Consider the following 21,751-nt stretch of genomic DNA (forward strand, 5'->3'; position numbering starts at 1 on the left):
AGGCTCAACGACCGCCGAAGACCTATCTCGTCACCTCCTGAGTGCGATTTGCAGTTGCGGGGAAGTCCGAGTCGCCGCAAATCCGAACTCCCCCACTCTTCGGTGTGACGACGAGAGTGTTGGAAGTGTTGTTGGTGTTGTTCGACTTCAGGGACACGTTCGCGACCGTGAAGGCACCGGTATAGGTCACCGAGCCAGTCTTCTCAATCTTGGTCGAGTTTTGGAAGGTCGTTGATCGATCGCGATTGCACTTCCAGGAGACAGTGGAGGTGCTCTTCAGGTTGCCGCCGGTGATCTGCTTAGGCTGCCAACGGAACACGTTGAGCTTGGTGACGTACGGGGAGACTGTGCCGTCGTTGCAGACCTTCTGCAACTTCTCGTACTGCCACTGCACTCTAAGAAGCTTTGTCTGGTTGTAATCGACTGCCATCGTGATTCCCACGGACGATGAATTGACCCGGGACGCCGTCAGCCCCCCACTGCCGTAATTGGAGCTAGGGGTGTCGTAGGCCACTTCGAGCTTCGTCCCGCTCGTCTTGTTCCATGTATAGGTTTGCTTCGAGTTGCTCAGGGTCTTGGTTTTCTGAATAGGCACCCATACGGTACGGGTGTCCGACGTCCTCACCCAGTCCCAGTAAGGCCGCGCGTCAGGGCAGACACTCGTGCTTGCCGCAGCGGCGGTAGCAGTCGCAAGTATTGGGGCGTCCATCGCCGCTGACTCATCCACCTGCTCTGAGATCTCAGGCTCCACGGCATCGATCGAGCTCTCCGGGACAGGCGCAACAACCGAACCGAAGGTGAGATCCGCATCGACAACCTCGGGCGCAGCGGCCGCGCGAACTGAGGTGGTCGACAACACCTGCCGGACGGGCATCTCGACGATCGAGTACCGTTCCACGTCGCCGAGCCGGACGGTGACCTCGACGTCCACGGTCCTAGCAGTTGGAGGCAAGTCGATCCGTGCATCGCTCGCGCGGAGGTTATAACGTCCCGAACTCTGAGTGACAGCACTGCCGATGGTGGTGCGCTCGAAGACACCATCTACTGGAAACGCTGACACGTACGCCGCCGTCACCGTCGCGCCGGGAACGAGAGAACCGGTGGCATCGGTGACCGTCCCTGAAAGCCCAACCCCGATTGCGGGCAAGCCGGTGCCAGCGAGACGATCAGCCTCAGCGGCATTCGCCGCAGGCGCCGAGACGAGGCTGGCACCCACAAGGAGAGTCGCCGCGATCAACCCTCTGGTTTTACCGGTCCCCCGCGCGAACGTAGGATCCGCAACTTTCGACATACTTTTCAGCCCCCCAGCTCAGCAGTGCAGTGAATGTACCGAACTCGCGAAGCCCAACTCGGTTTTGCTGACAGAGTCGGACTTCGTCGAGCGTTCGTTTGCAGCTGTCGCTAGGTGGCGACGCGCCGCTACGGGTCAAGCTATTGGAAGGAATTCGGGTCGTCTGTAGCCCATTCGGGGGACACCCTCCACGGCGAGTATGAGCATGACCGACACCCGAGACGAAGCACTACCTGATCGATAGTCGAGTGAGATCGGTCATCTCGTTGAGCGCGCACGCCGTGCCCGGGCCGCAGATCGAGGTGCCGCCTGACCTTGGCGGAGATGCGCGACAGCTCTGGCGTGATCTCCGAGCGGCCGGTGGTCGTGATGATCGCGACCAGCTCCATGGACCTCGCATCGACTCGGACTGGTGTCCCGCCGAACCGGACCCACGCCTGCGGTAACTTCGTCGAGATGCGAGGACCCATCGCCCATGCACCGTTGCATACCAGACTGAAGCCGTGATGGTGGTCGACGACTACCCCCACGGACGAAAACGAGAAGGGCACTGGCGCGATGCCAGTGCCCTTCTCGTTTCTCGACCGTTTTGCCAACAGTATTGCCAACAGCCCTCCGGTCGGGATGACAGGATTTGAACCTGCGACCCCTTGACCCCCAGTCAAGTGCGCTACCAAGCTGCGCCACATCCCGGTCCGTTGCCCTCGCGGACAACTCCACTATCCTAACCGGTCCGGAGGCCGGCCGCGAACCACCACGGGGTTCCGCGTGTCCGATGCCGCCGCTACCCTGCCCGCATGGGCGAGATATCGATCGAACCGGCGAGCGCTGATCGTTTCACCGATGCGGAGCACGCCCTGACGGGCGGGGGCGACGGCGACGGCTGCTGGTGTCAATGGTGGATGCTGGCCCCGAAAGATTTCGAGGCGACCAGCGTCGACGAACGGCGTGAGCGACTGCGTGAGGACCTTTCCGCTTCGGTCCCGTCCGCCCTCATCGCCTACGTCGACGGCGAAGCCGTCGGCTGGGTCAAGGTCTCTCCGCGACCCGAGCAACCCCGCCTCGCCCGCACCCGCAACATCCAGAGGTCACCCGAGCCGATGGACGACCCGACCGTCTGGGCGATCACCTGCTTCGTCGTCCGCGAAGAGCACCGCTCCCAGGGCATCGCGAGCCGCCTTCTGGACGCCGCAGTCGACCACGCCCGCACGCATGGCGCCCGCATCGTCGAGGGCTACCCGTTCGACGCCGACGTGAAGCGGTTCTCCACGAACGACCTCTACCACGGCACGCTCTCGAGCTTCCTCGCCGCCGGCTTCACCGAGACCGCGCGCCCCGGCGCGGCCCGCCCGATCGTCGCGAAGGAGCTGCCATGAGCCGCGTCTCCGTCGTCCGCGGCGACATCACCCGTCAGCGGGTCGACGCCGTCGTCAACGCGGCCAATCGCGCCATGCGGGGTGGCGGGGGCGTCGACGGGGCCATCCACCGCGCAGGCGGACCCGAGATCCTCGCAGATTGCATCGCCCGCTTCCCGCACGGCCTCGCGACCGGGGATGCCGGGTGCACGACCGCGGGGAACCTCGCCGCGCGCTGGGTCATCCACGTGGTCGGACCGAACCACACGGCGGGTGAGCGCGACCGCAACCTTCTCACCTCTTGCTACCGTCGTGCCCTCGAGGTCGCTGACGACCTCGGCGCGACGACCGTCGCCTTCCCTCTCATCAGCGCCGGAATCTATGGCTGGCCGCTCGACGACGCGGTCGATGCTGCCGTCACGACTCTCGCCGAGACCCCGTCGAGCGTGACCGAGGCGCGCATCGTCGCCTTCGACGACGCCATGTTCTCCCGAGTCGAGCGGCGGCTCGCGGCATCCTGACCCGTCTTACGATGGATCAACCGAACGGGAGGTGGGTCACATGGCGGATGCCGTACGTGTCGACTCCTGGCTGTGGGCCGTCCGCGTCTACAAGACCCGATCAGCTGCGACCACCGCCTGCCGCGCGGGACACGTCCGGGTCAACGGCGACAAGGCGAAGGCCGCGCAGCAGGTGAAGGTCGGCGACGAGCTGCGCGTGCGCATTGCGGGCTTCGACCGGATCCTCGTCGTCCGGCAGACGCTCACCAAGCGCGTCGGGGCGCCGCTGGCCGCCGTCGCAGCCGACGATCGCACGCCCGAACGCGAACCCGTGGCACAGATCGCCGTCCGCGATCGCGGCGCGGGGCGACCCACGAAGCGCGAGCGCCGCGACATCGAGCGGCTACGCGGCCGCTGACGCCACCCGACGGCGGGTGATCGCGGCTCGCACCGACGTGTCCGTCACGGCGAGCACGACGCCCGTCACCGCGTATACGAGCAGATCGCGGCCGTCGAAGACGGTCCCGAACACCAGGACGATCGGCGGCCACTCCCCCGCCCACGCAACGGGCAGCCCCGTGAGCTGGAACAGCTCGACGCCTATCGACCACGCGATGACGATCGCGCCGATCAGCCAGGACGACAGCCGAGGCAACAACGCGACCAGCCCACCCCAGACCGCGACGACGTAGAGGGCATCACCGGTGATGTCGGATGCCGCGGTGTCCGCAGCGCCGAGGTGCACGGCGAGTCCGCAGATCACCGCCAGCACAGCGACCGCGGCGCCGAGCAGCCGTCGCCTCACACCCGCTCGCGCAACCACGACACCCCACGGACCTGCGCGCCCACCGCGACCGCCCGCTCCCCGAGCGCGCGGTCGCTGGTCACGAGCAGGACTCGCTCTCCGTCGCCGACGCGCCGTTGCGCCTCGGCGACGAGCGCGTCGTCACCCGCAGCATCCGCTCGCACCACCTCGACGGAGCCGTCCGGGTCCGCGGCGGCGCGCGCCTCACCCTCGAGTATCGCGACCACGCGCGGGTACCAGGTGTCGCCGGGGAGCGACAGCTCACCCGCCGCGACTCCGGCTCGAGAGAGTCCGCCCAAGCGATGAAGCAGTCTCGATGCGGCCCCGGCGCGGTCGCGCCACCACCCGTCGGGAACCGAGCCGACGACGTTCGCCGCGTCGACGAGGACGGTGGGTCGGACGGCGAGCAGGTCGCGCAACGCGGGCCACGAGTCCGCGAACCCGGGGTGCAGGGGCAGAGCGTCGACCTCATTCAGCGGCACCCACTCCAGTGCGTAGCTCTCGGGGTCCGCGATCACGGGATCGAACGGGTCGACGACCTCGGCCACGAGCGTCGTGTACGACCACACCTCGAGATCGAGCACGCTCGTGAAGCGCGGTCGAAGAGATGCGGCGGGGACGCCCGCCTCTTCGTGCGACTCGCGGATCGCGGCATCCGTCGCGCTCTCGCCTTGGTGACGGGCTCCGCCGGGAATCCCCCACGTCCCGCCGTGGTGACTCCACGCGACGCGGTGCTGCAGCAGCACCCCGCGCGCAGGATCGTGCGCGAGCAGACCCGCCGCTCCGAATCGGCCCCAATACCGCTCACCCGCGTCGGTCACCACCCAGGCATCGCCCGGATCACGAGGACCGGAGGGGCGCGGCGGCCCGCTCGACGGTTCCTCAATCCTCATGCGATCAGCCTCTCACGCGCTCGACGGCGAGGCGCGGCATCCGTCATGTCCCGGAACACATCCCCAGCATGCCCGCAGACAACCCAGCATGCCCGCAGACGACAGAGGAGATGACGGTTCGCGAGAACCGGACGAACCGGATGCCTCCTCGCGAACCGTCATCTCCTCTCGAAGCGACAGGTAGTCGAGCGTCAGCGTTGGCGACGCTCGCGCACGCGCATGTTCGTCACGATCGGCGTGCCCTCGAAACCGAAGATCTCGCGCAGGCGCCGCTGGATGAACCGGCGGTAGCCCGGGTCGAGGAACCCGGTCGTGAACAGCACGAATGTCGGCGGACGCGTCGAGGCCTGCGTCCCGAACAGAATGCGGGGCTGCTTGCCCCCGCGGAGCGGGTGCGGGTGCTCGGCGATGAGTTCGGCGAGGAAGGCGTTGAACTTGCCGGTCGGGATGCGCTGATCCCACGACTCGAGCGCGGTCTCGAGCGCCGGCACCAGCTTGTCGAGGTGTCGACCGGTGCGAGCCGAGAGGTTGACGCGCGGCGCCCAGGTGACGTGCGCGAGGTCCTGCTCGATCTCCCGCTCGAGGTACCGGCGACGATCGGCGTTGTCCATGTCGTCGTCGTTGAGGCGATCCCACTTGTTGAAGGCGAGGACGAGGGCGCGTCCCGATTCCAGCACCAGGTCGATGATGTTGAGGTCCTGCACGCTGATCGACTCGGTGACGTCGAGGACGACGACGGCGACCTCGGCCTTCTCGAGAGCGGCGCTCGTGCGCAGCGATGCGTAGAAGTCGGCACCCTGCTGCAGGTGCACGCGTCGACGGATGCCGGCGGTGTCGACTAGACGCCAGAGCTTGCCGCCGAGCTCGACGACCTCGTCCACGGGGTCGCGGGTGGTGCCGGCGAGGTCGTTGACGACGACGCGCTCCTCGCCCGCCGCCTTGTTCAGCAGCGACGACTTGCCGACGTTCGGACGCCCCAGGATCGCGACGCGGCGGGGCCCGCCGAGCTCGTTCTTGGCGACCGCCGAGACCTCGGGCAGTACGTTCATGATCTCGTCCAGCAGGTCGGCGACGCCGCGACCGTGGATCGCGGAGACCGGGTGCGGCTCGCCGAGGCCCAGGTTCCACAGCGCCGCGGCCTCGGGCTCCTGGCGGGCGTCGTCGATCTTGTTGGCGACGAGGAAGACCGGCTTGTCGGTCTTGCGGAGCATGCGGACGACCTGCTCGTCGGTCGCCGTCGCGCCGACCATGGCGTCGACGACGAACATGACGACGTCACACAGCTCGATCGCGATCTCGGCTTGGGCTGCGACGGAGCGGTCGATGCCCTTGGCGTCGTGCTCCCAGCCGCCGGTGTCGACGAGCGTGAACCGCCGGTCCATCCACTCGGCCTTGTAGCTCACGCGGTCGCGCGTGACACCCGGGGTGTCCTCGACGACGGCCTCACGGCGACCCAGGATGCGGTTGACGAGGGCGGACTTGCCGACGTTCGGCCGTCCGACGATCGCGACGACCGGCAGGGCCGGCAGCATCTCGACGACCTCGCCACCTGCGGTGAACCCGGCCAGCAGGTCGTCGTCGTCTTCGTCGAGCTCGTAGTCGGCGAGCGAAGCGCGCAGGGCGGCCGCGCGCTGCTCGGCGAGGTCCTCATCGAGGTTCGCGAGCTTCTCCTCGAGCTGGTCGGGTCCGCCGTCGTATTCGTAGTCGTCTTCGGCGCTCATCGTGAGCCTTCCGTTCCCGACCGCACGACGCCCAGGACGGCGTCGACGGTCTGTGCGAAGTCCAGGTCGGTCGAGTCGACGACCGTCACGCCGGGGGCGGCGGTGAGGAAGTCGACGACCTGGGAGTCGGATGCGTCGCGCTTGTGCAGCGCGGCGGCGACAGCCGCGGCATCCTCTGTGGTCAATTCGGCGCTGCGCCGCGCGGCGCGCACCTCGGGGGCGGCGGTCAGCAGGATCCGCACGGGGGCGTCGGGGGCGACGACGGTGGTGATGTCGCGACCCTCGACGATGACGCCGGGGCGACCGGAGTCGGCCACGAGGCGCCGGAACAGCACGTTCACCTGCTCGCGGATCACGGGCACGCGCGCTACCCCGCTCACGGCGGAGCTGACGCGCGGCTCGCGGATCGCCTCGGTGACGGGGATCTCCCCGACTCGCACCCAGTACTCATCGGGGTCGAGCGAGATGGCGTAGTCGAAGTCTCCTGCGGCGTCGACGACGGCCGAAGCGTCGGACGTGTCGGCGCCGTGCTCGAGGACGTGCCAGGCCAGCGCGCGATAAGCGGCACCGGTGTCGAGGTAGCCGAAGCCGAGGCGGCGGGCTGCTTCCTTGGACACGCTCGACTTGCCGCTGCCGGCTGGGCCGTCGATGGCGATCGTGATGGGGTCAGTCATTGAGGCTCGCAATCTTCCATCCGCGCGCCGCGAGTCCATCGGTGGCGACGGAGACGGCGGACGGGATGACACTGATCTCGCCGAGGCCGAACTGGGCTCCGGGCGAGTGCTCGAGCCGGAAGTCCTCGACGTTGACGCCCAGTTCGCCGAGGTCGCCGAACAGGCGACCGAGCTGACCGGGGGTGTCGTCGACCATGACGACCACCGTCTCGAAGCGACGATTCTGTCCGTGCTTGCCCGGCAGGCGCTCCACGCCTTCGTTGCCGCGGCGGATCGTGTCGGCGACGGCACGGCGCGAGCCGGGGGCGTCCGGATCGCGGAGCGCCCCGGCGACGGTCGTCAGGTCGGCCGCGAGCGCGTCGAGGACGTCGACGACGGGCTGAGAGTTCGCGCCCAGGATCTGTACCCACAGTTCGGGAGCGGATGCCGCGATCCGGGTCGTGTCGCGGACGCCCTGGCCCGCGAGACGCAGCGACGCCTCCTCGGCGCCGACGAAGCGTCCGGCGAGGAGGGATGCCACGAGTTGGGGCACGTGCGAGACCAGGGCGACGGAGCGATCATGCTCCTCGGGGGTCATCTCGACGAGACTTGCGCCGAGATCGAGCGCGAGACCCTCGACGACGGCGAGGTCGCGCGCGGAGGTCTCCTCGTCGCGGCAGATGACCCACGGGCGGCCGAAGAAGATGTCGGCGCGGGCGGAGATCGCACCGCCGCGTTCGCGCCCGGCCATCGGGTGCGAGCCGATATAGCGGGAGAGGTTGACACCGCGCTCCCGCAGGACGAGCAGCGGCTCGAGCTTGACGCTCGCCACGTCCGTCACGACGGCATCGGGGAACGTCGTCAGTTCCCGTTCGATGACGTCGGCCGTGACGTCCGGCGGAACGGCGACGACGACGAGGTCCGGGCGGTCGTCGTCTCGGGCTGCGCGGCCCGCTCCGTAGTCGACGGCGAGTCGGAGCTGCGCAGGTGACGCGTCGGCGAGGACGACGTCGACGCCGAGCGCGCGGAGAGCGTGCCCGATGCTCGAACCGAGCAGGCCGGCGCCGACGATGCGGACGAGTCCGCTCGTGCGGACGGCGCGGGCGCGCGCGTCGATGGCGTCGGTCACAACTGCTCCTGAGTGGGATCCCCGGGCGGGGTCTCCGCCTGGCGCGCGAGAGTCAACAGCGCGCCACGCTCCACTGTAGTCAACTCGCGGGTCCGACCCGCTGGGAGCGTGCCCAGGTGCAGGGGGCCGAACTGGCGGCGGACCAGCTCCTCGACGGGGTGGCCGACGGCCGCCATCATCCGGCGGACGATGCGGTTCCGCCCCGAGTGCAGGGTGAGCTCCACCAGGCTCGTGTCCCCGCTCGCGTCGAGCAGCCGTGCTTTGTCGGCCGCGATCGGACCGTCCTCGAGCTCGATCCCCTTAGTGAGCTGCGCGATGGTCTGCGGCAGGACGCGGCCCGACACCTTCGCGATGTAGACCTTGGTGACACCGAAGGACGGATGAGCGAGGACGTGGGCGAGCTCGCCGTCGTTGGTGAGGACGAGCAGGCCGCTCGTCTCGGCATCCAATCGACCCACGTTGTAGAGCCGCTCGGGCCAGTCCTTCGTGAAGCGCCGGAGGTCCGGACGGCCCTGGTCGTCCTTCATCGACGACACGACGCCGGTGGGCTTGTTGAGGACGACGTACCGCTTGCTGGTGTCGAGCTGGATGGCCGTGCCGTCGACGTTGACCCGGTCGGTTTCGGGGTCGATGCGGGAGCCGAGTTCCGTGACGACGACGCCGTTGACCCGGACCCGCCCCTCGACGATGTACTGCTCGCAGACGCGGCGGGAGGCGACCCCGGCGTTGGCGAGGACCTTCTGCAGCCGGATCCGGTTCCCGTCGGACTGGTCGTTCATCGGATGGTCTCTCCTTCGAAGCCCGCGGAGCCGTCGTCCAGCAGCGGGGAGATGGGGGGCAGCTCGTCGAGGGAGTTGATCCCCAGGTGACCGAGCAGCGCATCGGTGGTGCGGTAGTTGATGGCCCCGGTCTCGGGGTCGGTGAACGCCTCGGTGATGAGACCCCGGGCGAGAAGCGTCCGGACGACCGAGTCGACGTTCACCGCGCGGATCGACGCGACCTGGCTCCGCGACACCGGCTGCTTGTACGCGATCACGGCGAGCGTCTCGAGAGCCGCCTGCGACAGTCGCGACGGCGCCTGGCCGTTCACGAACTCGGCCACGAGGTCGTCGTGCTCCTCGCGCACGTAGAAGCGCCACCCGCCGCCGACCTCGCGCAGCTCGAACCCGCGCCGCGGCCCGGAACGCTCCCCGTCGTAGTCGGCGACGAGTCCGTCGACCGCGCGGCGGACGAGAGCGACGGGCGCGCCGACGGCGGCGGCGAGGGAGACCAGGCTCTGGGGCTCGTCGACGATCATGAGGATCGCCTCGAGACGACGGGCGATGTCCCCGGCATCCTGCGAACGCGGTGGCGCCTCGATCTCGGTCGCGTCATCGGTCATAGTCGGCTCCCAACGTGGCGAGGTTCTCTTCGGACCACCGCTCGGCGGTCCAGCGCAGCGTCAGCTCCCCCAGCGGCTCGAGCTGTTCGAACGACAGCGCGGCGTGGCGGTAGAGCTCGAGGACGGCGATGAAGCGCGCCACGACGATACCGGTCTGCGTCACACCCGCGACGAGTTCGCGGAAATTGAGCTGACGGGCATCCCGCAACAGCGTCACGACGATGGCAGCCTGCTCGCGGATGGAGACGAGGGGCGCGTGCAGGTGGTCGAGACCGACGTGCGGGATCTCCTTCGGCGCGAACGCCAGCATCGCGATGGCCGCGAAATCGTCGGGCGACAGCGTCCAGACGAGCTCCGGAACGGCACGGCGGTGCTTCTCGTCGAGCCGGACCGCTCGCATGTGACGCTTGCCCTCCCGGTCGAGGCATCGCGCGAACCAGGCGGACACCTCCTTGAAGGCGCGGTACTGGAGCAGGCGCGCGAAGAGCAGATCCCGAGCTTCCAGCAAGGCGACGGACTCGGCATCCACCAGCTCCCCCTGAGGCAGCAGCCCCGCCACCTTCATGTCGAGCAGCGTCGCCGCGACGACGAGGAACTCGGATGCCTGGTCCAGATCTGCCTCGTCGTCGAGCCCTTTCAGGTACGAGATGAACTCGTCGGTCACCTTGCTGAGGGAGACCTCCGTGATGTCGAGCTCGTGCTTGGAGATCAGGGTCAGCAGCAGGTCGAACGGGCCGTCGAAGTTGCCCAGTGAGACGCGGAAACGATCACCCGCGGCCTCGGTCGATGCGGCCGGGGAAGGCTCGGCTGCGGCGTCGGAGCCTTCGTCAGGCGACGGCGCCACGGGCGACCAGCTCCCGCGCGAGGCGCAGGTACGCCTGGGCGGCGGAGTGCTCGGGAGCGAACTTGGTGATGGGGACCCCCGCGACGGACGCGTCGGGGAACTTCACCGTGCGGCCGATGACCGTCTCGAGGACGTCGTCGCCGAAAGCGTCCACGACGCGTTCGAGGACTTCGCGGGAATGCAGCGTGCGCGGGTCGTACATCGTCGCGAGCACACCGTCGAGCGTGATCGCCGGGTTCAGCCGGTCGCGCACCTTGTCGATGGTCTCGATCAGGAGAGCCACACCGCGGAGGGCGAAGAACTCGCACTCGAGCGGGATGAGGACACCGTGGCTCGCGGTCAACGCGTTGACGGTCAGCAGACCGAGCGAGGGCTGGCAGTCGATGAGGATGACGTCGTAGTCACCCGCCACCTTGCGGAGCACCCGGGCGAGGATCGTCTCGCGCGCGACCTCGTTGACGAGGTGCACCTCGGCCGCGGAGAGGTCGATGTTCGCGGGGAGGATGTCGAGACCGTCCACCGACGTCGAGACGATGACCTCGTTCGGGTCGCGCTTCGGGTCGAGGAGGAGGTCGTAGATCGTCGCGGTCTCGTGCGTCTGCACGCCGAGACCGGCGGACAGGGCGCCCTGCGGGTCGAAGTCGACCGCGAGCACGCGGCGGCCGTACGAAGCGAGACCTGCGGCCAGGTTGATGGTGGTCGTCGTCTTGCCGACGCCGCCCTTCTGGTTGCAGAGCGAGATGATGCGGGCGGGACCGTGACCGTCGAGCTTCGGCGGGGTCGGGAAGCCGTGGTAGGGGCGACCCGTCGGCCCCATCGGGGTGTCGGTCGCCACCGTCGGATCGACGTCCGCCGTACTCCGCTTGCTCGCCACTGATCTCCCGCCTTCGCCGTGCTCACCCGAGTCTAGTCACCCCGTCGCGGCCCGCCGTGGAGCGACTCCCCGCAGCCGGGCACCCGGAGTCATCTCGCGCGAGGGTGCGAGGTGAGGTACACGTCGCGGAGCGCATCCACCGTGACGTGCGTGTAGATCTGGGTCGTGGCGACCGAGGCGTGGCCGAGGAGCTCCTGCACGACGCGGACGTCGGCGCCGCCCTGCAGCAGGTGGGTCGCGAACGAGTGTCTGAACGTGTGCGGCGACACGTGGGCGGTGACGCCCGCGCGCTCGGCGGCCTGCTGGATCACCAGCCACGCGCTCTGGCGCGAGAGCGGAGCGCCCCGCGCCCCGAGGAAGGCGCGCGGCGTCGCACGTCCGCGGCGGGAGAGCTCGGGGCGGGCTCGCGTCAGGTACGCATCCACCGACGCACGCGCGTAGGACCCGACCGGGACGATGCGTTCCTTCGACCCCTTGCCGCGCACCCTCAGGACCTCGCCGTGCGAGAGATCGTCGACGTCGAGGTCGACGATCTCAGACACCCGCGCGCCCGTCGCATACAGCAGCTCGAGCAACGCGCGATCACGCAGGCCGATGAGATCGCCGGGCGCGGCGTCCTCGGGCGCGGGGCCGGCGGCATCCAACAGCCGAAGCACGTCGTCGACGGGCAGCGCCTTCGGCAGGCGCATCGGCGCCTTCGGCGGACGGAGCTTCGTCGTCGGGTCATCCGTCACGATCCCCTCGCGGGCGAGGAAGCGGTGGAAACTGCGGATGGCCGACTGCAGTCGCGCGAGCGAGGTCGAGGCGGGCGGCGGATCGGATGCCGCGCGTTCCGCGGCGAACCCGGTGACGAGGTCCCCCGTCACGGCGTCGGTGTCGTCGACTCCGCGCTCCCCCAGCCACTCCAGGTACCCCGCGAGGTCGCGGCGGTAGGCGGCCACCGTGTGGGCCGACAGCCCGCGTTCGATGGTGATGTGTCGGAGGAACGCGTCGACGGCGCGCGCGAGCCTCACGAGTCGTCAGCCCTGCGGACGGTCCGCGCCCACCGGACGCGAGCGCCCCGGCCACGGCGCATCAGCGGCGCCGAGCGTCGTCCACTCGCGCGCGCGGCCGGCTGCGGCAGCGAGCGCCGCAATGGCGAGCGACGGGTTCTGGAGCTTCCGTGCCAGGACGGCGTCGACGACATCGTCGAGCGGAACCCACCGCACCTCGATGTCCGCTTCCTCCTCGGTACGGGCGAAGGCCTCGGGAGTCGCGGCCAGACCGCGCGCGAGGTAGATGCGGATCGCCTCGTCGCTGCCGCCGGGGCTCGTGAAGAAGTCCGACAGGACGTTCCACCGTTCGGCGGTCAGGTCGGCCTCTTCGGCGAGTTCGCGCTTCGCCGCCTCGAGGGGGTCCTCACCCGGCACGTCGAGCAGACCCGCCGGGATCTCCCAGTCGCGGAACCCGACCGGGTGACGGTACTGACGGATGAGGAGGACGCGACCGTCGTCGTCGAACGCCAGGACCGCGACCGCCCCGGAGTGGTCGACGTATTCCCGCACGATCGACCCGTCGCCGTAGATGAATTCGTCACGACGGAGATTCCAGACGTGCCCCTCGAACACCGTCTCGGTCCGAGTCACCTCGACCGCGACGGCATCGTCCTGCAAGGGAGCGGCATCCGTCATTCGTCAGCCCTCGTTCTCGACGTCGAACAGCTCGCTCGAGCGGTGCCGGTCGAGCGCCGCGGCGATCAGACCGCGGAAGAGCGGGTTCGCCTCGGTCGGACGGGAGCGCAGCTCGGGGTGCGCCTGCGTCGCGATGTAGTACGGGTGCACGTCACGCGGGAGCTCGACGTACTCGACGAGGTCGAGGTCGGGGTTGAGGCCCGAGAACCAGAGGCCCGCGTCGGCGATCTGCTGGCGGTAGGAGTTGTTGACCTCGTAGCGGTGGCGGTGACGCTCGGTCGCACGGTTCGAACCGTACAGCTCGGCCGCGAGGGAGCCCTCGGCGAGGGCGGCCTCGTACAGGCCGAGACGCATCGTGCCGCCCATGTCGCCGCGGTCGAGGATGTCGACCTGCTCCGCCATGGTCGCGATGACCGGGTGCGGGGTTTCGGGGTCGAACTCGCTCGAGGACGCGTCCTCGATGCCGGCGACGTGACGGGCGTACTCGATGACCATGCACTGCAGGCCGAGGCAGATGCCGAGCGTCGGAAGCCCCTGTTCGCGGGCGAACTTCAGCGCGCCGAGCTTGCCCTCGATGCCGCGGATGCCGAAACCGCCGGGGATGACGATGCCGTCGACGGCCGACAGGGCCTTCGCCGCACCCTCGGGCGTCTCACAGAGGTCGGACGGGATCCATACGATCTGGACCTTCGTCTCCTGCGCGAACCCGCCCGCCTTCAGGGCCTCGGTCACCGAGAGGTACGCGTCGGGCAGGTCGATGTACTTGCCGACGAGACCGACGGTGACCTCGTGCTTGGGGTTGTGGACGGCGTTCAGGACCTTGTTCCAGCGGGTCCAGTCGATATCGCCCGCCTTGGCGTCCAGGCCCAGACGGCGGACGATGTACGCGTCGAGACCCTGGTCGCTGAGCGTCGAGGGGATGTCGTAGATGCTCGGCAGGTCGACGGTGTTGATCACGGCATCCTCGTCGACGTCGCACATGAGCGCGATCTTGCGCTTGTTCGACTCGGTCACCGGGCGGTCGCTGCGCAGGACGAGGGCGTCGGGCTGGATGCCGATGGAACGCAGCATCGCGACGGAGTGCTGCGTCGGCTTGGTCTTCTGCTCCCCCGACGCGCCCATGAACGGGACCAGCGACACGTGGACGAAGAAGACGTTGTCGCGGCCGAGTTCGTGGCGGATCTGGCGGGCCGACTCGATGAAGGGCTGCGACTCGATGTCGCCGACCGTGCCACCGACCTCGGTGATGATGACGTCGGGGCGGGGCTCTTCACTCGCCTGCAGGCGCATGCGCCGCTTGATCTCGTCGGAGATGTGCGGGATGACCTGGACGGTGTCGCCCAGGTACTCGCCGCGGCGCTCCTTGGCGATGACCTCGGAGTAGATCTGGCCCGTCGTGACATTCGCCGCCTGGCTCAGTTCGATGTCGAGGAAGCGCTCGTAGTGGCCGATGTCGAGGTCGGTCTCGGCGCCGTCGTCGGTGACGAAGACCTCGCCGTGCTGGAACGGGTTCATCGTTCCCGGGTCGACGTTCAGGTAGGGGTCGAGCTTCTGCATCACGACGCGCAGGCCGCGCGCGGTGAGCAAGTTGCCGAGGCTGGCGGCGGTCAGACCCTTGCCGAGAGACGAAACGACACCACCCGTCACGAAGATGTGCTTGGTGATGTCGTTGTTTTTGCGTCCCGCGCCCGAAGAGTCCGTCACGGGCTTTCACTCTATCAGCCCTCTCGGGGCCCCGGTCCGGAGGCGGCCCGGGTGTCTTCCCGGTGGATGCGTCAGCGAGCGCGTCCGAGCGCGAGGAGCTCGCGCGCGTGACCGAGCGCAGCATCCGAATCCGCCATCCCCGACAGGAGCCGCGCCATCTCGGCGGCGCGTTCGTCTCCCTCGAGGCGACGGACGCTCGACGCGGTGACGGACCCGTCGTTCGACTTGACCACCGAAAGGTGGTTGCCCGCGAACGCGGCCACCTGCGCGAGGTGTGTGACGGCGATGACCTGACTCGTCTCGGCGAGCTTCGCGAGCCGGCGGCCGACCTCGATCGCCGCGGCGCCGCCGATACCCGCATCCACCTCGTCGAAGACGAACGTGGGAACCGGGTCCGTTCCCGCGATCACGACTTCGATCGCCAGCATGACGCGGCTAAGCTCGCCGCCCGAGGCGCCGCGCGCGACGGGACGCGGGGACGCGCCCGGATGCGGCGCGAGCTGGATCGTCACGACATCGCGACCGTGAGAGGCCTCGGGGCCGGGCTCGACGGCGACCGTCAGCCGAGCGTCCGGCAGGGCGAGGTGACGGAGCTCGTCGGTCACGGCGTCGCCCAGACGGGATGCCGCCGCTCGCCGCGCGTCGGTCAGCTCCGCGCCGCGCGCGTCGAGCTCTTCGCGGAGCCGATCGCGTTCGACGGTGAGGCGCTCGATGCGGTCGCCGTCGTCGTCGAGTTCGGCAAGCCGTGCGGACCCGGTCGTGAGGAGCGCGATGGCATCGTCGAGAGAGCCGTGGACCCGGACGAGGGCGCCGAGCGCTGCGCGCCGTTCCTCGACGGCGGCCAGCTCGTGAGGGCCGCCCTCGTCGAGGTCGGCGAGATATCCGCTCAGCTCCCCCGCGATATCGGCCACGCGATAGCCGAGCTCCTCGATCGTCGCAGCGTGCGACCGCAGCATCTCGTCGGCGCCGGCAGCGCGCTCCAGGGCACGCCGAGCCTCGGCGAGGAGCTCCTGGACATCGGGCAGATCGTCTTCGTTGGAGAGGGCGGTGTGGGCGGTGGCCGCGGCCATCCTCAGCTCTTCGACGTTCGCCAGCCGGTCGGCTCGCTGGCTCAATTCCACGTCCTCGCCGGGCTGCGGGTCGACCGCCTCGATGGCGGCGATCGCGGCCCGGAGCTCCTCCGCCTCGCGCGCCCGCGCGGACTGCTCGGTCGTCAGCGTCTCGCGCTCCGCCGCAGCGGCCCGCCAGTCATGCCACACGGCGCGGTAGCGGTCGAGCGCCGCGGCGATCTTTGCACCGCCGAATCTGTCGAGCGCGTCGCGTTGCGCGGCTGCCGAGGTCAGCCGGAGCTGGTCCGACTGACCGTGCACGACGACGAGCTGTTCCGCGAGATCCGCGAGCACGCCGGCGGGTGCCGTGCGGCCGCCCACGGTGGCGCGGCTGCGGCCCTCGCTCGAGAGCGTTCGACCGAGGTAGAGCTCCGCCCGCCCGTCGCCCATCGGCTCGATGTCGCCTCCGGCATCCCGGACCCGTTCGACGACGGGGCCGTCCTCCGGAACGATCCACACGCCGTCGACCGCAGCCTGATCCGCTCCGGCGCGCACGGCACCGGAGTCCGCTCGTGCTCCGAGCAGGAGGCCGAGGCCCGTGACGACCATCGTCTTGCCGGCACCGGTCTCACCGGTGATGGCGGTGAATCCCGGACCGATCGGCAGCGTCGCGCCCGCGATCACCCCGAGGTCGCGCAGGCGGATCTGCTCGATCACAGCGCGGTCTCCGCATCGCCCCGCCATCCCGCGATGGGGAGCTGGAACTTGCGGACCAGGCGATCCGTGAAGACCGACCTGTGCAGGCGCGCCAGACGCACGGGTTGCGTCGACCGCCCTACCGACACGCGCGCACCGGGCGGCAGGTCGTGCGAGCGGCGGCCGTCGCACCACAGCACGCCGCGACCCTGGTTGCGCTCGAGGACGTCGAGCGAGACGGACGTTTCAGGCCCCAGGACGAGGGGCCGGGCGAACAGCGCGTGCGCCGACAGCGGAACCAGGCACAGCGCCTGGACCGACGGCCAGACGACCGGGCCGCCGGCCGAGAAGTTGTAGGCCGTCGAGCCTGTGGGGGTCGCCACGACGACGCCGTCGCATCCGAACGACGAGAGCGGCCTGCCGTCGATCTCGATCATGACCTCGAGCATCCGCTCGCGCGACGCCTTCTCGACGGTCGCCTCGTTGAGCGCCCAGGTCGAGTAGACGAGTTCTCCGTCCGCGTCGCGGACCTCGACCGACAGCGTCATCCGCTCATGGATCTCGTAGTCGCGTGCGAGGGCGCGTCCGATCGCCTCGTCGACGTCGTCCGCTTCGAGCTCGGCGAGGAATCCCACGTGGCCCATGTTGACCCCCAAGAGGGGAACGGATGCTGCCCGCACCAACTCCGCGGCGCGCAGGATCGTGCCGTCGCCGCCGAGGACGATCGCGATCTCGATGTCCGACACGTCGACGCCCTCGTCGCCGAGGACAGCCGTGTCGAGGTCGCCGAGCGCTGCCGCGAGTTCGGGATCGTCACCGGGGACGACAGGCTGCAGGCCCGCCGCGTGTACGGCAGCAACGACGCGCCGCGCCCCGGCGACAGTGTTCTCGCGCAGCGCGTGCGCCACCACGAGGATGTTGCGCGTCGCGTCGGTCATGCGGCTCCCGCCAGTCGGTTCACGGTGTCCAACCATTGTGTCGGATTGACGTCGTCGCCCCTGCCCGGTTGCAGATGCACGAGGTATTCGTGATTGCCGTGGGTGCCGGCGATCGGCGACGCGATCACGCCGTGCGTCCCGAGACCTGCATCCCATGCCGACCACAGGACGGTCGCCACGGCGTCGGCGCGACGCCCGGCATCCGTCACGAGCCCCTCCCGCACACCCGCGCGACCCACCTCGAACTGGGGCTTCACGAGCAGGACGAGATCGGATGCCGGTGCGCAGACCGACGCCGCCGCGGGAAGCACGTGCGTGAGCGAGATGAAGGAGAGGTCCCCCGTCACGAGCGTCGGCGCGTCGACCACGCCACTGGCCTCGGTGAGGGAGGCGGGCGTCATGTGCCGCACGTTGAACCCCTCGACGGTGACGACCTCCGGGAGCGCTGCGACATCCGCCGCGAGCTGCCCGTGTCCCACGTCGACGGCGAGCACCCGGGCGGCACCGCGCTCGACGAGCACCTGAGTGAAACCGCCGGTGGACGCACCCATGTCGAGCGCGACGCGCCCTCGCGGCTCGACGCCGAACGCATCGAGAGCCGCGAGAAGCTTGTGGGCGGCACGACTGACGTAGTGGTCGGATGCCGCGACCTCGATGCGCTGTTCGTCGCCGACCTTGACCGACGCCTTCACGACGGGCAGACCGTCGACGCTGACCAACCCGGCGTCGATGAGCTGCGCCGCGTGCGTACGGCTGCGCGCGAGTCCGCGCGCGGCGACGGCCGCGTCGAGGCGGCTGCTCATGCGTTCGGGTCGCGCGGACCCGATTCGAGACGCTTCGCGAGTTCGTCATGCAGCAGCGCATAGGAGGCCGCTCGCTCCCCCAGCGGCTGATCCTCGATCACCTCGAGCGTCGAGACCAGGTCCTCGCGGCGCGCGTCGCCGTCAGCGGCATCCATCGACATGTCCCCCACCCTACGCGGCGGGGAAGACGCCGGTCGTGAGCGCGGCGGCGAGGCCGTCAGCGGCGGTGGAACGGGTCGGCGTAGAGGCGCTCCGGAACCCGGAAGCCGAAGATGCCGCGGCCGGTGGCCCAGATCGCCGCCGCCCCCGCGCGCAGGAGGTCGATCGGACGATCGCCTTCGGCCACGATGCGCACGTCCGGTCCGTCGATCCGGACGGAGGCGGACCCGACGGTCGTCACCTCCCCCTTCACGATCGTCTCGGGGTACGGCTCGTGGAGTTCGCGAAGGTCGCCGACGATGAACGTCGGCCGGGACGAGTTCGGCGCAGCCAGGACGTGCTTGGGGCGGTCGATCCCGGTCAGCACCAGGACGGAGTCGATTCCCGCGGCCTGGGCGCCGGCGATGTCGGTGTCGAGTCGATCTCCGATGAAGAGCGGATGCCGCGCCCCGAAGCGTGCGACCGCCTCGTCGAAGATCGGTCGTTCCGGCTTACCCGCGACGGTGGCGAGCCGCCCGACGGCGGTGTGAACCGCGGAGACGAGTGTGCCGTTGCCCGGCGCGACGCCCCGTGACTGCGGGATCGTCCAGTCGGTGTTCGTGGCGATCCAGGGGATGCCGCCCTCCTCCTCGGGGAGCGCCAGCGCGTACGCGGCCTCGGCGAGCTGCGCCCAGCCCACCTCGGGCGCAAAACCCTGGACGACAGCGGCCGGTCCATCATCCGCGCTCCGGGTCACCGTGTACCCGGCCTTCTCGAGCTCGAAGACGAGTCCGTCGCCCCCGACGACGAGGATGGTGACACCCGACGGGACCTTGTCGCGCAGCAACCGAACCGCTGCCTGGGGGCTGGTGACGACCTCGTGCGGCTCCGTCGCGAGACCAAGCTCGGTGAGGTGCGACGCCACGACGCTGTCGCGCCGCGAGGCGTTGTTGGTGATGTACGCCAGTGGCCGATCGTGCCGCGACCTCGTCAGACTCGCCACGGCGTGCGGGATCGCCGCGTCGCCCGCATAGACCACGCCGTCGAGGTCGGCGAGGACCAGGTCGACGCCGTCGAGAGGCGTGGGCGGAGTGCGCGAAAAGAGCCCCATCAGGACCGCTCCTCCTCGGCATCCTTCCGAACGGATGCCGGTTCGTCGTCCGCGTCTTCACGATCAGCGTCGTCGAGGTCATCGCTTTCAGTGTCGTCGACCTGGTCGTCGACGTCATCGTCGTCGTCGAGATCGATCTCATCGATCTCGTCGATCTCGATCGTCTCCGAGTCGGCATCGATCTCACCCAGCGCCGCGGCGGCGATGTCGGCACGGCGTTGCCACTGTGCTGCCTCGTCGTCCCGGCCCAGCTCTTCGAGAACGGCAGCGCGTGCTGCGAACAGACCCGGGCTCCACGGGAAAGCGGTGTCAGGGTCGAGCTCGGGGATGTCCAGCTCCTGGAGGGCGCGATCAGGCTGACCGAGATCCAGGCGGGCACCCGACATCGCGATCGCCAGTTCGACGCGCACGTCGGTCGGCAACGACGCGCGATCGACGGCACGACCAACCTCGAGCGCGCGGTCGGGACGTCCGACGCCGCGCTCGCTGTCGACCATGAGGGCGATCTGGTCGTCGCGCCCGGAGATGCGACGGAACGTCCGCAGCTCCCGAAGGGCCAGAGCGAAGTCTCCCACGGCGTACGCCGTGATCGCGACGGTCTCACGGACCACCGCGATGCGACCTGCGCTACGGGATGCCGCCAGTGCGTGCTCGTGGGCCAGGGCAGGATCGTCATCGATGAGACGGGCGGCCATGGCGAGGTGCCGGGCGACCTGCTCGGCATTGTCCTTGCTCAGGGTCTTCAGTTCATTGCGCGCCGCACCGTTGAGATCACGAGCCGTGACCTCATCGGGGACGACCGGGCCGGCCGGCATGCTCCGACGGTCGGAGTCCTGCGGCGGCCGAGAGGCCCGACGCTCCCCGTCACGCTGCGGGTAGGACGGACGGTCGCCATCGCGGCGCGGGTACGAGGGTCGGTCACCGTCGCGCTTCTCGTACGGACGACGTTCGCCGTCACGCTTCGGGGAGGAGGGACGGCCCCCGTCGCGCTTCTCGTACGAACGACGCTCACCATCACGCCGCGGGTAGGAGGGACGGTCCCCGTCGCGCTTCTCGTATGGACGACGCTCACCGTCACGCTTCGGGTACGACGGACGGTCGTCATCGCGGCGCGGGTAGGAGGGACGGTCGCCATCGCGGCGCGGGTACGACGGACGGTCCCCGTCACGCGGCGGGTACGAGGGTCGGTCACCGTCACGCTTCTCGTACGGACGACGCTCACCGTCACGCTTCGGGTACGACGGACGGTCACCGTCACGCTTCGGGTAGGAGGGACGGTCCCCGTCACGCTTCGGGTAGGAGGGACGGTCCCCGACGCGCTTCTCGTAGGGACGACGTTCACCGTCACGCTTCGGGTACGACGGACGGTCACCATCACGCCGCGGGTAGGAGGGACGGTCCCCGTCGCGCTTCTCGTACGGACGACGCTCACCGTCACGCTTCGGGTACGACGGACGGTCACCATCACGGCGCGGATACGAGGGGCGGTCGCCGTCACGCTTCTCGTAGGGACGACGTTCGCCGTCGCGCTTCTCGTACGGTCGGCGCTCACCGTCACGCTTCGGGTAGGAGGGACGGTCCCCGTCGCGGCGGGGCGCGTGACCGCGCTCGCTGTCGCGGCGTTCGGACGGACGACGGTCACCGTCCCCGCTCGCGGGGCGCCCGCGTTCCCGTGAACGCTCGTCGCGCGAACTCGAGGAAGCAGGTGTGAACTTCCGTTTGCCGCCCGACGTGTCTGGGCGCTGCTCGTCCGTCATCTGTCTGTCCTCTCACGTACGCGTTAACGAGAAATGGCCACCCAACTCTGGGTGGCCATTTCACGAAAGAAGTCCGGCGGTGTCCTACTCTCCCACAGGGTCCCCCCTGCAGTACCATCGGCGCTGTGAGGCTTAGCTTCCGGGTTCGGAATGTAACCGGGCGTTTCCCTCACGCTATGGCCGCCGAAACACTATTGATGTTTCAGTCTGCACAACGATCATCTCGTTATGCGGTTCTCGACCGTACATCGAGAACCACTCAGTGGACGCAAGCACCTTAAAACGGTGTGTTATCAAGTCATCGGCTTATTAGTACCGGTCAGCTTCACGTGTTACCACGCTTACACATCCGGCCTATCAACCCAGTAGTCTGGCTGGGAGCCTCTCACCCGAAGGTATGGAAATCTCATCTTGAGGCCGGCTTCCCGCTTAGATGCTT

At 69.1% G+C, this 21,751-nt stretch carries 23 protein-coding genes, 1 tRNA gene and 2 rRNA genes; 4 read left to right on the plus strand and 22 right to left on the minus strand.

Annotated features, from left to right (window positions below; translation table 11 throughout):
- Positions 1 to 22 precede the first annotated feature (22 nt).
- Both ACIQLK_RS11355 and ACIQLK_RS11360 read right to left on the minus strand, forming a co-directional pair.
- Positions 23 to 1,237: a carboxypeptidase-like regulatory domain-containing protein gene (locus tag ACIQLK_RS11355; protein ID WP_400364884.1), complete on the minus strand. Its 1,215-nt coding sequence runs from the start codon at positions 1,235 to 1,237 to the stop codon at positions 23 to 25.
- 673 nt (positions 1,238 to 1,910) lie between these two features.
- Positions 1,911 to 1,984, minus strand: a tRNA-Pro gene (locus tag ACIQLK_RS11360).
- A gap of 104 nt (positions 1,985 to 2,088) precedes the next feature.
- On the opposite strand from ACIQLK_RS11360, the gene ACIQLK_RS11365 reads away from it, so the two are divergent.
- From ACIQLK_RS11365 to ACIQLK_RS11375, 3 genes are read left to right on the plus strand one after another with little or no spacing between them, the layout of a single operon-like run.
- Positions 2,089 to 2,667, plus strand: a complete 579-nt coding sequence (locus ACIQLK_RS11365) for a GNAT family N-acetyltransferase (RefSeq protein WP_400364885.1) — start codon at positions 2,089 to 2,091, stop codon at positions 2,665 to 2,667.
- Positions 2,664 to 3,167, plus strand: coding sequence for an O-acetyl-ADP-ribose deacetylase (locus tag ACIQLK_RS11370; RefSeq protein WP_400364886.1), 504 nt, complete (start codon positions 2,664 to 2,666; stop codon positions 3,165 to 3,167). The genes ACIQLK_RS11365 and ACIQLK_RS11370 overlap by 4 nt, the downstream gene beginning before the upstream one ends.
- A gap of 40 nt (positions 3,168 to 3,207) precedes the next feature.
- Complete coding sequence (locus ACIQLK_RS11375; RefSeq protein WP_400364887.1) at positions 3,208 to 3,564, plus strand: RNA-binding S4 domain-containing protein; 357 nt, start codon at positions 3,208 to 3,210, stop codon at positions 3,562 to 3,564.
- On the opposite strand, the gene ACIQLK_RS11380 is transcribed toward ACIQLK_RS11375, so the two are convergent.
- From ACIQLK_RS11380 to ACIQLK_RS11465, 18 genes are all read right to left on the minus strand, one after another.
- Complete coding sequence (locus ACIQLK_RS11380) at positions 3,550 to 3,951, minus strand: DUF2809 domain-containing protein (RefSeq protein WP_400364888.1); 402 nt, start codon at positions 3,949 to 3,951, stop codon at positions 3,550 to 3,552. The two genes, ACIQLK_RS11375 and ACIQLK_RS11380, sit on opposite strands and share 15 nt — an antisense overlap.
- Positions 3,948 to 4,844, minus strand: coding sequence for an NUDIX domain-containing protein (locus ACIQLK_RS11385; protein ID WP_400364889.1), 897 nt, complete (start codon positions 4,842 to 4,844; stop codon positions 3,948 to 3,950). Before ACIQLK_RS11385 ends, ACIQLK_RS11380 begins: the two co-directional genes overlap by 4 nt.
- Before the next feature lie 191 nt (positions 4,845 to 5,035).
- Complete coding sequence (der, locus tag ACIQLK_RS11390) at positions 5,036 to 6,565, minus strand: ribosome biogenesis GTPase Der (RefSeq protein WP_400364890.1); 1,530 nt, start codon at positions 6,563 to 6,565, stop codon at positions 5,036 to 5,038.
- The gene (cmk, locus tag ACIQLK_RS11395) at positions 6,562 to 7,239 is read right to left on the minus strand and encodes a (d)CMP kinase (RefSeq protein WP_400364891.1); all 678 of its coding nucleotides are present in this window, start codon (positions 7,237 to 7,239) and stop codon (positions 6,562 to 6,564) included. Before cmk ends, der begins: the two co-directional genes overlap by 4 nt.
- The gene (locus ACIQLK_RS11400) at positions 7,232 to 8,347 is read right to left on the minus strand and encodes a prephenate dehydrogenase (RefSeq protein ID WP_400364892.1); all 1,116 of its coding nucleotides are present in this window, start codon (positions 8,345 to 8,347) and stop codon (positions 7,232 to 7,234) included. The genes cmk and ACIQLK_RS11400 overlap by 8 nt, the downstream gene beginning before the upstream one ends.
- Positions 8,344 to 9,126, minus strand: a complete 783-nt coding sequence (locus ACIQLK_RS11405) for a pseudouridine synthase (RefSeq protein WP_400364893.1) — start codon at positions 9,124 to 9,126, stop codon at positions 8,344 to 8,346. Before ACIQLK_RS11405 ends, ACIQLK_RS11400 begins: the two co-directional genes overlap by 4 nt.
- Positions 9,123 to 9,728, minus strand: a complete 606-nt coding sequence (locus ACIQLK_RS11410) for an SMC-Scp complex subunit ScpB (protein WP_400364894.1) — start codon at positions 9,726 to 9,728, stop codon at positions 9,123 to 9,125. The genes ACIQLK_RS11405 and ACIQLK_RS11410 overlap by 4 nt, the downstream gene beginning before the upstream one ends.
- Positions 9,718 to 10,572 (minus strand): segregation and condensation protein A, encoded by an 855-nt coding sequence (locus ACIQLK_RS11415; RefSeq protein WP_400364895.1) that lies wholly within the window; start codon positions 10,570 to 10,572, stop codon positions 9,718 to 9,720. Before ACIQLK_RS11415 ends, ACIQLK_RS11410 begins: the two co-directional genes overlap by 11 nt.
- On the minus strand, positions 10,556 to 11,389 hold the full coding sequence (locus ACIQLK_RS11420) for a ParA family protein (protein WP_400364933.1): 834 nt from the start codon (positions 11,387 to 11,389) through the stop codon (positions 10,556 to 10,558). The genes ACIQLK_RS11415 and ACIQLK_RS11420 overlap by 17 nt, the downstream gene beginning before the upstream one ends.
- 146 nt (positions 11,390 to 11,535) lie before the next feature.
- Positions 11,536 to 12,459, minus strand: coding sequence for a site-specific tyrosine recombinase XerD (xerD, locus tag ACIQLK_RS11425; RefSeq protein WP_400364896.1), 924 nt, complete (start codon positions 12,457 to 12,459; stop codon positions 11,536 to 11,538).
- A 6-nt stretch (positions 12,460 to 12,465) separates the two neighbouring features.
- Positions 12,466 to 13,116, minus strand: coding sequence for an NUDIX domain-containing protein (locus ACIQLK_RS11430; RefSeq protein WP_400364897.1), 651 nt, complete (start codon positions 13,114 to 13,116; stop codon positions 12,466 to 12,468).
- A gap of 3 nt (positions 13,117 to 13,119) precedes the next feature.
- A complete protein-coding gene (locus ACIQLK_RS11435) occupies positions 13,120 to 14,820 on the minus strand; it encodes a CTP synthase (RefSeq protein ID WP_400364898.1) in 1,701 nt (566 codons plus the stop codon).
- A 71-nt stretch (positions 14,821 to 14,891) separates the two neighbouring features.
- Positions 14,892 to 16,586 (minus strand): DNA repair protein RecN, encoded by a 1,695-nt coding sequence (gene recN / locus ACIQLK_RS11440; protein WP_400364899.1) that lies wholly within the window; start codon positions 16,584 to 16,586, stop codon positions 14,892 to 14,894.
- Positions 16,583 to 17,503: an NAD kinase gene (locus ACIQLK_RS11445; protein WP_400364900.1), complete on the minus strand. Its 921-nt coding sequence runs from the start codon at positions 17,501 to 17,503 to the stop codon at positions 16,583 to 16,585. The genes recN and ACIQLK_RS11445 overlap by 4 nt, the downstream gene beginning before the upstream one ends.
- Positions 17,500 to 18,306 carry a TlyA family RNA methyltransferase gene (locus tag ACIQLK_RS11450; RefSeq protein ID WP_400364901.1) on the minus strand — a complete coding sequence of 269 codons (807 nt, stop codon included), beginning with the start codon at positions 18,304 to 18,306 and terminating at the stop codon, positions 17,500 to 17,502. Before ACIQLK_RS11450 ends, ACIQLK_RS11445 begins: the two co-directional genes overlap by 4 nt.
- Entirely contained in the window at positions 18,303 to 18,467 is a 165-nt protein-coding gene (locus ACIQLK_RS11455) for a hypothetical protein (RefSeq protein ID WP_400364902.1), read from the minus strand. The genes ACIQLK_RS11450 and ACIQLK_RS11455 overlap by 4 nt, the downstream gene beginning before the upstream one ends.
- A 56-nt stretch (positions 18,468 to 18,523) precedes the next feature.
- Positions 18,524 to 19,555 (minus strand): HAD-IIA family hydrolase, encoded by a 1,032-nt coding sequence (locus ACIQLK_RS11460; RefSeq protein ID WP_400364903.1) that lies wholly within the window; start codon positions 19,553 to 19,555, stop codon positions 18,524 to 18,526.
- The gene (locus ACIQLK_RS11465) at positions 19,555 to 20,250 is read right to left on the minus strand and encodes a hypothetical protein (protein WP_400364904.1); all 696 of its coding nucleotides are present in this window, start codon (positions 20,248 to 20,250) and stop codon (positions 19,555 to 19,557) included. The genes ACIQLK_RS11460 and ACIQLK_RS11465 overlap by 1 nt, the downstream gene beginning before the upstream one ends.
- Between ACIQLK_RS11465 and ACIQLK_RS11470 the strand changes: the two genes are divergently transcribed.
- On the plus strand, positions 20,209 to 21,231 hold the full coding sequence (locus tag ACIQLK_RS11470; RefSeq protein WP_400364905.1) for a hypothetical protein: 1,023 nt from the start codon (positions 20,209 to 20,211) through the stop codon (positions 21,229 to 21,231). The two genes, ACIQLK_RS11465 and ACIQLK_RS11470, sit on opposite strands and share 42 nt — an antisense overlap.
- A 152-nt stretch (positions 21,232 to 21,383) precedes the next feature.
- Here ACIQLK_RS11470 and rrf read toward each other — a convergent pair.
- A 5S ribosomal RNA gene (gene rrf, locus ACIQLK_RS11475) occupies positions 21,384 to 21,500 on the minus strand.
- A gap of 101 nt (positions 21,501 to 21,601) precedes the next feature.
- Positions 21,602 to 21,751: ribosomal RNA gene (locus ACIQLK_RS11480) — 23S ribosomal RNA — on the minus strand; the annotation flags it as partial.

It is taken from the genome of Microbacterium sp. NPDC091382 (assembly GCF_044757025.1).
GTDB lineage: Bacteria > Actinomycetota > Actinomycetes > Actinomycetales > Microbacteriaceae > Microbacterium.